Origin of the sequence: Thiocystis violacea (assembly GCF_016583565.1) — a bacterium.
Taxonomy (GTDB): Bacteria; Pseudomonadota; Gammaproteobacteria; order Chromatiales; family Chromatiaceae; genus Thiorhodococcus; species Thiorhodococcus violaceus_A.
The window spans coordinates 22,948-33,585 of sequence record NZ_NRRF01000051.1 but is presented as its reverse complement, the minus strand read 5'-3'; the positions used below and the strand labels follow the sequence as shown (position 1 = coordinate 33,585).

14 protein-coding genes are annotated in these 10,638 nt (G+C 65.1%); 5 read left to right on the top strand and 9 right to left on the bottom strand.

Annotated features, from left to right (window positions below):
- Positions 1-251: 251 nt before the first annotated feature.
- From CKO23_RS17725 to CKO23_RS25780, 5 genes are all read right to left on the bottom strand, one after another.
- The gene (locus CKO23_RS17725) at positions 252-545 is read right to left on the bottom strand and encodes a hypothetical protein (protein ID WP_200333156.1); all 294 of its coding nucleotides are present in this window, start codon (positions 543-545) and stop codon (positions 252-254) included.
- Entirely contained in the window at positions 542-820 is a 279-nt protein-coding gene (locus CKO23_RS17720; RefSeq protein ID WP_200333155.1) for a hypothetical protein, read from the bottom strand. The genes CKO23_RS17725 and CKO23_RS17720 overlap by 4 nt, the downstream gene beginning before the upstream one ends.
- A gap of 331 nt (positions 821-1,151) precedes the next feature.
- On the bottom strand, positions 1,152-1,391 hold the full coding sequence (locus CKO23_RS17715; protein ID WP_242482533.1) for a helix-turn-helix domain-containing protein: 240 nt from the start codon (positions 1,389-1,391) through the stop codon (positions 1,152-1,154).
- Positions 1,392-1,470: 79 nt separating this feature from the next.
- Positions 1,471-1,773 (bottom strand): transcriptional regulator, encoded by a 303-nt coding sequence (locus tag CKO23_RS17710; RefSeq protein WP_346014633.1) that lies wholly within the window; start codon positions 1,771-1,773, stop codon positions 1,471-1,473.
- 263 nt (positions 1,774-2,036) lie between these two features.
- Positions 2,037-2,456 (bottom strand): Uma2 family endonuclease, encoded by a 420-nt coding sequence (locus tag CKO23_RS25780; RefSeq protein ID WP_346014632.1) that lies wholly within the window; start codon positions 2,454-2,456, stop codon positions 2,037-2,039.
- Between CKO23_RS25780 and CKO23_RS25775 the strand changes: the two genes are divergently transcribed.
- The 3 genes from CKO23_RS25775 to CKO23_RS17700 all read left to right on the top strand — a co-directional run bounded on the left by CKO23_RS25775 (position 2,450) and on the right by CKO23_RS17700 (position 3,274).
- Complete coding sequence (locus tag CKO23_RS25775; RefSeq protein WP_242482529.1) at positions 2,450-2,599, top strand: hypothetical protein; 150 nt, start codon at positions 2,450-2,452, stop codon at positions 2,597-2,599. The two genes, CKO23_RS25780 and CKO23_RS25775, sit on opposite strands and share 7 nt — an antisense overlap.
- The gene (locus CKO23_RS25770) at positions 2,584-2,808 is read left to right on the top strand and encodes a GMC oxidoreductase (protein WP_346014631.1); all 225 of its coding nucleotides are present in this window, start codon (positions 2,584-2,586) and stop codon (positions 2,806-2,808) included. Before CKO23_RS25775 ends, CKO23_RS25770 begins: the two co-directional genes overlap by 16 nt.
- A 280-nt stretch (positions 2,809-3,088) precedes the next feature.
- Positions 3,089-3,274 (top strand): AbrB/MazE/SpoVT family DNA-binding domain-containing protein, encoded by a 186-nt coding sequence (locus tag CKO23_RS17700; protein ID WP_200333151.1) that lies wholly within the window; start codon positions 3,089-3,091, stop codon positions 3,272-3,274.
- Between the two features lie 171 nt (positions 3,275-3,445).
- On the opposite strand, the gene CKO23_RS17695 is transcribed toward CKO23_RS17700, so the two are convergent.
- Positions 3,446-4,726 carry an NAD(P)/FAD-dependent oxidoreductase gene (locus CKO23_RS17695; RefSeq protein ID WP_200333150.1) on the bottom strand — a complete coding sequence of 427 codons (1,281 nt, stop codon included), beginning with the start codon at positions 4,724-4,726 and terminating at the stop codon, positions 3,446-3,448.
- Positions 4,727-4,737: 11 nt separating this feature from the next.
- Positions 4,738-5,319 (bottom strand): c-type cytochrome, encoded by a 582-nt coding sequence (locus CKO23_RS17690; protein WP_200333149.1) that lies wholly within the window; start codon positions 5,317-5,319, stop codon positions 4,738-4,740.
- A 321-nt stretch (positions 5,320-5,640) separates the two neighbouring features.
- On the opposite strand from CKO23_RS17690, the gene CKO23_RS17685 reads away from it, so the two are divergent.
- The gene (locus CKO23_RS17685; RefSeq protein WP_200333148.1) at positions 5,641-7,146 is read left to right on the top strand and encodes a multiheme c-type cytochrome; all 1,506 of its coding nucleotides are present in this window, start codon (positions 5,641-5,643) and stop codon (positions 7,144-7,146) included.
- Positions 7,147-7,300: 154 nt separating this feature from the next.
- On the top strand, positions 7,301-7,750 hold the full coding sequence (locus CKO23_RS17680) for a tetratricopeptide repeat protein (protein ID WP_200333147.1): 450 nt from the start codon (positions 7,301-7,303) through the stop codon (positions 7,748-7,750).
- Between the two features lie 46 nt (positions 7,751-7,796).
- Here the strand turns inward: CKO23_RS17680 and narL are convergent, their stop codons facing one another.
- Together narL and CKO23_RS17670 are read right to left on the bottom strand one after the other, a co-directional pair.
- Entirely contained in the window at positions 7,797-8,441 is a 645-nt protein-coding gene (gene narL / locus CKO23_RS17675; protein ID WP_200333146.1) for a two-component system response regulator NarL, read from the bottom strand.
- Positions 8,442-8,499: 58 nt separating this feature from the next.
- The gene (locus tag CKO23_RS17670; protein WP_200333145.1) at positions 8,500-10,392 is read right to left on the bottom strand and encodes an ATP-binding protein; all 1,893 of its coding nucleotides are present in this window, start codon (positions 10,390-10,392) and stop codon (positions 8,500-8,502) included.
- Positions 10,393-10,638 lie beyond the last annotated feature (246 nt).

Genomic DNA, 10,638 nt, shown 5'->3' with positions numbered 1-10,638 from the left:
ACCGCTGGTGAGACTTGGCAGCGCCGTCTGGGATGTGGGCGTCTTCATCGTGGCCTCTTGAGTGGTTGTCATGATTCAAGCACATGACATTTTACCATTTTTGAGGACATTATTCCTTAATAAACAAACTATTGGATCCTTTTTAGGGCCGATTTTGAACTCCGAAACGTGAGTTGGGTATTTCCCGTTGCTGGACGAGGTGCCGCAACAGATCCATGGCGCGCTTCAAGGAATCGCCAGGGCCGGCGACCTTACAGCACATCCGCCATTGGACCGAGCGCTTGGCGGAGCTGGACGCGGTTGTCGATCTCAAGCCCTTCCTTGAGGGCGTCGCACACACCAAGATCCGGCAGTTCGCGGCCGAGGCCTCGCGAATGCAGATCGGCGATCTGCGCGACCTGGCCCAGCCCGGTAAACGTCATACACTGCTCCTTTGCTTTCTGTTCCAAACCCAGGCTGGGACACGCGACGAGCTCGTGGAGATGTTCCTGCGCCGAATGCGCAAGACCCGCCATGCTGCCAAGGAGCGGCTGCGAGCGCTTCAAGAAAAGTACCAGGCCATGGAGGAGTCGCTGGTTTGCAGGTCGCTACAGCTATACAGCCCCGTGGCATACCCGTAAAACAACAGTGTTACCAGCATCGCCGGCGGGTAGGGTTGGGAGCCGGTGCCCCGATACGCGTCGACCAGCGCACTCACGTCCAACTGCTCGACGATCTCAACCACGAACCGCGCCAAGTGTCGCTCCGGGAGATAAGCCTGGATGCGCGGCGGCAACAGCAGGGGGGTGTCTCGGTCGATCGGGATGAACTCGACAGCCATGGAGGTTCCGCTAGGCTTCGGGGTGATCCGCATGAGTGTACTCGCGATGCGGGTGCTAAGTCGGACAGACTCCTAGACGCGCGGAGCTGTCAGCGCGGCCTGGCATCGGAATGTCCGAATGCTGTCCCAGAGCGGCCACCGAGGTGACGTCAGCGAAGCGGACGCCGATCCCAACAGTTGATCTGCAAAGTCGCAGGGGCAGTGGACTCAGATCACGCCGCGCTTGAGGAGGCGACTCATCGATGCGATCAGCGATACTGATAGGGCGAGCGACGGGGCTTGACCACTGCCCTCAGGCTGATAGCTGATATCGGGGGGGCGATTCTCCGGCTCATCGTGAATCGCGCGAGCGAAGGTCTTCTGCCACGTCTTGTAGGACCTTAGGATTCCGTCTCGCAATCGCGAGCAATGTCCGGGCAGCGCCGCTGGGCTGTTTGCGACCCTGCTCCCAGCCTTGCAGAGTGCGAACGGACACGCCGAGCAACTGAGCAAACTGGGCCTGAGACAGTCCCATTTCCTGTCTTGCGGCGAGGGCCGGCGGCCATGCCACGCGTCCTTCCCCAGCCTTCATCTCTCGAACCGCCTGGAGTAGATCCGCCGCGAGATCACGGTTGGCCTCGTAAGCCTCGATCTCGCTTTCCGTCAATGGCTCAACTTTCGAGGGCACGGCGTATCTCCTGTAATTTCTGCCCAGTGAGATTGTCTGTTTTCGACTTGGCGTAAAGCGTCAGAAGAATCAGCTCGCCTGCGGCGGTGCATGTGTAATAGATGACCCTGACACCACCGGATTTACCAGATCCAGGCCGCCTCCACCGGACTTTGCGCAATCCTCCTGACTCGGGAATGACATCGCCAGCACCAGGGCTATCGGCGATGTAGGCGGCGAAGCTGCCACGTTCGTCCTCCGTCCAGTACAGAGGCCATTGCTTCTGAAACACCGGGGTTTCGATCACGGTCAGCAACCGAACAGTGTACGCCTAAGGAGTAGCCCTGTCCATCGCACCCGATGCAGGCTGTATCGTCGCCGAGGCAAGCGAAGCGCTCGTTGGCGGAAGCAGCGAACAGGACCTCTGTCTTTACGCGCTAAAGAGCCGCCGATCCTGGGGAGTATCAATGACCGCAGTGCGGTTTAAAGGGAACGCTAAAGTGAGGCCTCCGTATGCCCGCTACTGGGACGGAGCACGAAAGTGCTGCCGGCCGGCTCCGCCTTCTCGACTCATCGATCGGAGTTGGTCGAGTCGAAGCGTACCTTGTCGTAGATGTCGCTCAGCGTAAGCGCACAGTCGACCGTGTGGAGAGGAATGGACGCGTTCGGGTCCGTGTGTGCTTCGAGGAGCCAGCGGCCATCCGGTTGGCGGGTGAAGGCATCGACCGAGAAGCGGTCTTGGGCGATGAGCAGGTATTGCGCGAGTTCCGGGAGGCCCCGATAGATCGCGAACTTGCCGCCGCGGTTGTATCCCTCGGTCGAGGGTGACAGGACCTCGATCAGCAGGGTTGCATTGATGAACATGTCCTTGCGGTTGTCGTGGAAACGCGGCTCGCCGCACCGGATGAGGACGTCGGGAGAGGCGCAGGCGTGGCTGAGCTTCCTGCTGGCTGTCAGGGTTGCCGTGAAACAGCAAACCTCTCGTGCCACTCGCTTCGCGGCGCCACGGGCTGGGATCGGCGCAGGCGGATCGCGTCGTGGTCGCCGCCGGCTCGCTGGGTTCGACGGAGATCCTGCTGCGCAGCCGCGACCAATACGGCGCCTTGCCCGGCATCAGTTGCTGCGCGGCCTGATCACCGTCCATCCGCTCGGGGACTACACCATGGGTGAAGACATCGAAACCGGAGTGGTCGACCACCGCCGCCAGGTGTTCGGCTACCCGAACCTCTACGTCGCCGACGGCGCTATCCTGGCGCGTCCGACCGGTCGCAATCCCTCCATGACCATCGGCGCGCTGGCCGAGCGGGTTGCGGACCTCATGGTGAGCGGTCAGGCTGGCTGAGGCTCGGGGCGGACGCTCCAGAACGCGAGCTGATTCGTTCCACGACTGAGCGTCCGCAGTCATCCCGCGCGTTCAGTGCAAGCACCGAGTTCGTTGCATCGAGATTGATCGGGTGTCGAATTTCGTGGTGCGTCCCCGACTTCGCTCAACATGATGGAACGAGGCGGTTGCCTGCCCGGATCAGATGGACTCAATCGGTCGGGATCGCACACCCGTATCCTTGTCCGCTTTTTCAAGTCACCGATAGAGTAAGAATTCCTTACCTCACGGATTCAGTCCAATGCTGGCCAAGCTGACATCGAAGAACCAACTCATCCTGCCCAAGGCCGTCACCGAAGCTGTCGGCGCTGCCGACTATTTCGAGGGGGAAGCCCGCAATGGGCAACTCGTCCTGACACCGGTGCGTATCCAGCGCGCGAATGCGGTGCGGTCCAAGCTAGCCGAACTCGATAGTCTTGCGCGATAGACCCCGTCCTGAGGTCGTCCAGCACCCTGCCTGCGTGCCCCACAGGTTGACCACACTCTCGGGCCTTTCGCCCACATGCCCAGCAACAAGCTGTTTCAAAACCCGCTACGGCTGACGACGAGCCCTTGAGGCGCGACCGATGGTTTCACCGGGTCAGCACCAGCCGGTTCGTCAGGTGAACATATCCGCTGTGATGTTACGGAACCAGTCGTGGGCGAAGCGGGCCTCGACCGCCCGGATGCGGGCGTCGGCGTCGCTCGGAGAAACGCCGCCGGCTCCCTCGACCTCGACGATTCGGCCGTCGGCGAGCGCGTAGACGCCCGCGACCGAGATCCCGTGCCCGGGCGCGATGAGGCTGTAGCAGGTATTGACGTAGGATGGCTCCGGCGTCGGCATGCCGGAGACGGCTGCGGCGATGGCCGCCGCGCACACCTTGGCCTGGGAGTTGGCCGCGTAGCCGGATTTCGGCATGGCGCCGGCGATGCAGGCGTCGCCGATCACATGGATGTCCGGGTGCAGGGTCGAGGCGAAGGTCCGCTGATCGACCGGGCACCAGCCGCTAGCGTCGGTCAGCCCCGCCAATTCGGCGAGCGCGCCGGCCTTCTGGTGCGGAATCGGATTGATGACCTGGCCGGGAAAATCCTCGACCGGTCCGATCAAGGTGCCGGTCTTGGGATCGATGCCCTCGACGCTCCCTCCAGCCGCCCCCGAAACCCATTCGATCATGTCGCCGTAGTGCTGTTTCCAGCCCGCCTGGAACAGACCCTGTTTGGAGAAGGCGTCCTTGGCGTCGAGGATGAGGATCTTGGACTTCGGCTTGTGCTGTTTGAAGTAGTGGGCGACCTGGGCGGCACGCTCGTAAGGACCCGGCGGACAGCGAAAGGGGTTCGGCGGGGCCGCGATGATGAAGACCCCGCCATCCTCCATCCCCTCCAACTGTCGGCGGAGCTTCAAGGTCTGGGGGCCGGCCTTCCAGGCGTGCGGGAAACGCTCCGCGACCTCCTGGGTCAGCCCATCGATCTTGTCCCAGCGGAAGCTGACGCCCGGCGAGAGGATCAACTTGTCATAGTTGTAGCGGTTGCCGCTGGTGCCGCGAATGAAGTGTGCAACGGGGTCGATCTCCTGGATCTCGTCCTGCACCACCGCGATGCCGCGTCGCGCCAGTCCGCGATAGTTGAAGGTCAAATCCTTCAGGTCGCGCTCCCCGCTCAGCACCTCGTTGCTCATGGCGCAGGAGAGGAACACCGGGTCCTTCTCGATCAGGGTGACGCGGATCAGCGGGTCGGCCATGGTCAGGTACTTCGCCGCGATGGTCCCGCCGAAACCGCCGCCGACCACCAGCACCCGCGCCTTGGGGGTGGCCGCCGACATGCCGGGCGAGACACCGAGCATGGCCGCACCGAGCGCGACCGCCGAGGATTTGAGGAAGGCCCTGCGTTGCACATCGGTCATCTGCATTGCCCTCATTTCTCGCTCTCGTAGAACCGCGCCAGGGCTTCGATCTCCTGGTCAGACAGTGCCATGACGCGCTCGCCCATCTTGTTGGGATGGCAGCGTCGGCCGATGTCCCGACAGGTCTCCAGCGCATAGTTCAGATAGCCAGACCACTGACCGGCCATGCGCGGTGAGTCGTCGTCCTGCGCCCGTCCGGCGTCCTCGTGACAGCTCTCGCACTGGCGCTCGTGGATCTCGCGGCCGACACGGATCTGATCCGCGCGCGCCACCCGGTCGGTGGAGACCCAGGGCTGCTCGGCGAAGAAGGCGGCGATGGCCCAGATCTCCTGGTCGCTGTAGCCCTTCATGAGTCGGCCCATGATGGTGGAGCGGCGCAGGCCGGTCTTGTAGTCGCTGAGGACCGAGAAGAGATAGCCGTTGTCCATGCCGGCGATGCTCGGCATCTGCTCACCGGCGCTCGCGCCCAGGGTGCCGTGACAGCCGGCGCAGGTGTTGGCGAGCATGCCCGGCGAGCGGACACCGGCGGCCGAGGCGGTGAGGCTGGCCATCAGTCCGAGCGCGAGCAGGGACGGGCGCGTGCGATCTTTCATGGGGCTTCTCCCTTGGCGTGTCATGCGCCGCGTTGGCCAGGTCGCGATGCCTCCTCGACCCGCTGGCGCCTTTTCTCGTTTGTCGCGACTCTCTCCGACCCGGGCGCGCGCGGCCTTGATTTCGATCAAGGGCGATCCGGCGACCGCGCAAAGATGCAATATTTGAGGTAGATCAAGGCCGATCAGGCGGGGGATGGGCACCTTCGCGGGGGAGTAATCAGCAGCCGCCGTCTGGCCAGGCGATCCGGTCCGCGCAGCGGGCGAGGGGGCCGGTCGGCCTGCCGCCGCGCGGACGACAACAACGAGAGAGAGGAGTGCACCATGAAACGACAGCCGCGAGGGCTCATTGCGGGCAGGCTATTCCAGATCGGTCTCGCCTCGGGTCTCCTGATCCTGGCCACGGCGGTTCTGGCCGCGCGTCCGACCGGCGAGGTCGGCGTCGACTGGGGCGACCCGCGCGGGCAGGAATGCGTGGAATGCCACATGACCGAGAACCCCGGCCTCTATCTGGAATGGAATCAGAGTCAGCATGGTCAGGCCGGCGTGACCTGTCTGGATTGCCACCAGGCCAAGGAGGGCGATGTCGACGCCTTCAAGCATGAGGACACGCTCATCTCCGTCGTCGTCACGCCGAAGGACTGCTCGACCTGTCACAAGACCGAGTTCGAGGAAATGGACGGCTCGCACCACGCCAAGGCGGGTCAGATTCTGGCGTCGCTCGACAACCTGCTCGGCGAGGTGGTCGGCGGTCCGGCCGCCGTCAATGCCGGCTGCAAGCAATGCCACGGCGGCGCCCTGGAGTTCATCACCGAGGGCAAGGACAAGGGCCGTCCCACGCCCGGCACCTGGCCCAACACCGGCATCGGCCGCGTCAATCCCGACGGCAGCCTCGGCTCCTGCACCGCCTGCCATGGTCGCCATCGCTTCTCGCGCGCCCAGGCTCGCACGCCTGATACCTGCGGCAAGTGTCACGTCGGCCCCGACCATCCGCAGATCGAGATCTACAACGAATCCAAGCACGGCATCATCTACCGCGCCAAGGTCGACGAGATGAACCTGGACTCCGACAAATGGGTCGCCGGGGTCGACTACAGCGCCGCCCCGACCTGCGCGACCTGTCACATGAGCGCCGGTCCAGGCATCGGCAAGACGCACAATGTTGGCGAGCGCATTTCCTGGACCCTGCGTCCGCCCATCTCCACCAAGATCAACCTGGTGCGGCTGGAGAACGGCCAGGAATTCGACGTGCCCGAGGGCAAGGAGATCCCCAAGGTCGGCGATGCGGCCAAGGATTCCACCGTCGTCGAGGTGCTGACCTGGAAGGATCGCCGCGCCAAGATGGAGGCCGTCTGCTTCGGCTGTCACTCCACGAGCGTGATTGAGGGCCACTACAAGCAGTTCGACGATGTCGTCGATCTCTACAACGAGAAATTCGCCAAGCCGATCGCCGCCGTCATGGACGAGCTGAAGACGGCCGGCTACATCACGCCCGCGCCCTTCGACGAGAAGATCGAATGGGTCTGGTGGGAGATCTGGCACCACGAGGGACGCCGCGCCCGCCACGGCGCCTCCATGAACGGTCCGGATTACACCTGGTGGCACGGCATCTACGACGTCAGCAAGAACACCTACTTCGAGTGGATCCCCGAGCTGAAGGAGGTCGTGCACAAGAAGGACGGCAACGAAGACTTCGCCGAGGCCATGCTAAAGAAGCACTTCGCGTCGAACGAAGGGCATGACTGGTACTTCAACGGCATGAGCGCCGAGCAGCTCGACAACGTGCGCAAGGGCTTCGAGGCGCGCTATGGGAAGGGGTCGATGAAGTAAGGTGATCTCCAGGAAAGACGCCCCCCTCCGGCCCCCTCCCTTCGAGGAGGAGGGCGGGGGATAGGGGCCGCAGCCGCCTGCAACGCGGCGACCACAGACGCGCGACAGCCCGTCCCCGGGCTTGCGACCGATCACACTGCCCCGAGGAACCCGCATGCGTTTCCCCTGCTCAGCCCTCATCGCACTTGCGATCCTGTCCCAATCGGCGTTCGCCGCCGACGTCGGTGAACTCATCCGCGAGGGCGAGTCCAAGCTCCAGACCGGCGAGATCGATGCGGCGGTGCGGGTGCTGGAAGAGGCCGTCGCCCAGGATGCACGCTCCGCACTGGCGCGCACCCGACTCGGCGGCGCCCTGCTGCTGAAACAGGATCAGACCGCCGCGATCGGCCAGTTCCGCGAGGCGATCAGCCTCGACCCCCGCAACGCCCAAGCCTTTATCGGCATGGCCGTCGCCGAGATCCATCTCGGCCGCTACGGACTGGCCCGCGCCGCCCTGGTCGAGGCCAAGGACATCGATTCCGCCAAGGGACAGGAGATCGACCGCCTCGTCGTCTGGCTCGATAGCCGCGGCGGTGCTGAATCGGGTGGCGGGTTGACGCACTGAAACTGGCTCGCGCCCTCTGGCTCAAAGGGGGTGTGATGCCACGCCATCACGCCTTCACCGCCCAGACCGCCGCCTCGACGCGGCTCTTCAATCCCAGCTTCTTGAGGATGTGCTTGACGTGGACCTTGATGGTTCCGACTGCGAGGTCGAGCTCCCGGGCGATCAGTTTGTTACTCCAGCCCTGGGCGAGCAGGTCCAGGATCTCGCGCTCCCTGGGGGTCAGATCGGCCTGGTCCGGGGTCCTGGGCAGGGGGGCGTCGCGCAGGGCGCGGGCAAGCAGCTCGGTGAGTTGGGGGCTGATGACGAGCCGGCCGCGCATTGCCTCGCGCAGCAGGGCGAGGATGTCCTCGGGCTCCATGTCCTTGAGCAGATAGCCGTCCGCCCCGGCGCGCAACGCGGCGACGACATCGCTCTCGGTGTCGGAGACGGTGAGCATGACGACGCGGGCGTCTAGCGCGTCGTCGGCGCGCAGACGCTTGAGCGTCTCGATGCCGTCCAGTCCCTTCATGTTGAGGTCGAGGAGGACGAGATCGGGTTGTAGCGCGCGGGCGAGCCGCAGTCCGTCTTCGCCGTCCGCCGCCTCGCCGACTAGGCGCAGTGCGGGCTCCATGGTGATCAGGTCCGCGACGCCCTTGCGGAACAGCGGGTGGTCGTCGATAACCAGGACGCGGGTTTCGATGGCTTCGTTCATGTCTCAGTCCCTCAGGTGCCGGTTGCGACACGCCTCGCCAGGATGGTCGCGAATGTCGTCACCCGCCCGCTTCAAGCCCGCGCGGTCGAAAGGCCAGGCTGGCGCGGGTGCCTTCCGCTGGATGACTCTCGATCTGGAGCTGGCCGCCCAGCGTCCGGGCGCGCTCCCGCATGATGGTCAGGCCGTAATGTCCTCGGTCGGTGTGCGATTCGTCGAGGCCCTTGCCGTCGTCGGCGATCGTGACCCGGATTTCGTCCCCGGAGCTGGCGAGCTGGATCTGGCAGTGCCTCGCCTCGGCATGACGCACCACATTGGACAGCGCCTCGCGGATGATCTGCATGACGTGCACCTCTTCGTTCGGCGAGAGCAGCCCGGCGGGCAGGCGGTCGTCGAGGCTGATCACGATGTCGCCGCGCCGGCGGAACTCCTCGGCCGTTTCGGCCAGCGCGTTGGCGAGCCCGCGCCCGTCGATGCGCAGCCGGAAGGTGGTCAGCAGCTCGCGCAGTTGGCGGTAGGCGCTGCCGATGCCCTCACGGATCTCGCTCAGGATCTCGGCGGGCGTGGGCAGGTTGCGATCGGTACCGCCGCCGGGCTCGTGCAGCGCCGCCTCCAGGCGCGTGACCTGGATCTTCAGATAGGACAGCGACTGCGCCAGCGAGTCATGCAGCTCGCGCGCGAGGATCCCGCGCTCCTCGTGCAGGGCGAGACGCCGGCCCTCATGCAGGCGGCACATGAGGTGCAGGGCGTTGGCTAGATGTCCCGCCAGCGCTTCGAGCAGCGGCTGCTGCCAGGGCTCCAAGGCGCCGCCGGGGGGGAGGGCGACGCGCAGGGTTCCGTAGACGCGGTCCTGGTCGCGAATCGCGAAGCGGGCGACCGGGGTGGCGTCCGAGTCGGGTTGCTCGACCAGCGCCGGACCCGCGCAGAGGCCGCAGTCGTCCGCCGGACAGGACGCGCCAGGCCGTCGGATGGGCCCGGTGCCGATATAGTCGCGGCCGTTCACCCGCAGGTCGTCGCGCAGGCAAATGGCTACCCCCGGAAGCCCGAGCTGGCGGCGCATGTCCGCGATCACCTGGCCCAGAGTGGCGTCCGAGAGCGGCGACTCGTCGAGCGCGCGGCTGGTCCGATAGAGCAGTGACAGGGAGCGGTTGGAGCGCTCCAGGTCGCGGGTCTTGTCCGCCACCCGCGCCTCAAGCTCCCCGCAGAGGCCCGAGAGTCCCTGGGTCATGAGGTTCATGGCTGCGCCGACACGTCCCAGCTCGTCGCTTCCCACAAAGGGGGTGTGGCCCGAGAAGTCGGCGCGGCGGGCACGGTCGGCGCTGTCCAGCAGCGCCCCGAGCGGCGCGACCACACGGCGTCTGACCACCACCAGGCTGAACAGCACGAGCGCGATCATGAGAACCAGCGCGCTGGCCTGAATCCAGCGCAGCAGGTCGATGTGATGCTCGGCGCGCTCCTCCAGCACCCGCACCAGGGTGTGGATGTCGTCGACGAAATCGTCCACCTGGTCCAGATAGGCGAGACGCTCGGCGCGGATCGCGGGAGTGGGCTCGGGGGTCTGACTGAGGCGGTGCAGGGTGCGCCGCATTTCGTGTGTCCAGCGCCAACGCACCCGCTCGTAGGCGAGCCGAACCGGATCACTCGCATCCGGCGGCAGCGCCGCCGTCAGTCGGGCGCTGATCAGCCGCTGCTCGTATTCCGCCGCCAGTCGCTCGACCTCGACGCGCCGCGCCTGCCAGGGGATGCGTTCGTCCGCCAGCGCCATGCCGATCCGGTAAGACTGCATGCGCAGGGTGCCGGATTGGTTCACCGCGGTCGCCATCCCTCGATTGATCTCCGCGATGACGATCGAGCTGATCATGCCGGTCACGCCCAGCCCGACGACTCCGGCCAGCAACAGCCCCAGGACGACCAGGATCGGCCGCCGCCGGGATGGATCGCGCGATGGGTTCATGTGGACCTTTTAGACCATGGCGGGGGAGGGGCAAAGGGGGTACCACCAAATCGCCGGAGTTTGGAACCCTGGCGCGCCGCGCCTTGGACGTTCGGGCGAAACAACCATGATTTCCGACGCTTGGGCTCAAAGAGCGACTACCACCATGGAGGTATCTAGGAGTCTTTCGCTCAGTCTTTCAACCGCTTGCACGGCTTCAGGGAAGGCCTAGTCTTGAGCTGAATCAAGAACCGGCGGGCCACGACC

Coding starts and splice junctions, on each gene's coding strand:
- CKO23_RS17720 (WP_200333155.1), bottom strand. CDS start 820: ATGGCTGTCGAGTTCATCCCGATCGACCGAGACACCCCCCTGCTGTTG.
- CKO23_RS17695 (WP_200333150.1), bottom strand. CDS start 4,726: ATGACCGATGTGCAACGCAGGGCCTTCCTCAAATCCTCGGCGGTCGCG.
- CKO23_RS17670 (WP_200333145.1), bottom strand. CDS start 10,392: ATGAACCCATCGCGCGATCCATCCCGGCGGCGGCCGATCCTGGTCGTC.
- CKO23_RS17715 (WP_242482533.1), bottom strand. CDS start 1,391: ATGAAGGCTGGGGAAGGACGCGTGGCATGGCCGCCGGCCCTCGCCGCA.
- narL (WP_200333146.1), bottom strand. CDS start 8,441: ATGAACGAAGCCATCGAAACCCGCGTCCTGGTTATCGACGACCACCCG.
- CKO23_RS17685 (WP_200333148.1), top strand. CDS start 5,641: ATGAAACGACAGCCGCGAGGGCTCATTGCGGGCAGGCTATTCCAGATC.
- CKO23_RS17700 (WP_200333151.1), top strand. CDS start 3,089: ATGCTGGCCAAGCTGACATCGAAGAACCAACTCATCCTGCCCAAGGCC.
- CKO23_RS17680 (WP_200333147.1), top strand. CDS start 7,301: ATGCGTTTCCCCTGCTCAGCCCTCATCGCACTTGCGATCCTGTCCCAA.
- CKO23_RS17690 (WP_200333149.1), bottom strand. CDS start 5,319: ATGAAAGATCGCACGCGCCCGTCCCTGCTCGCGCTCGGACTGATGGCC.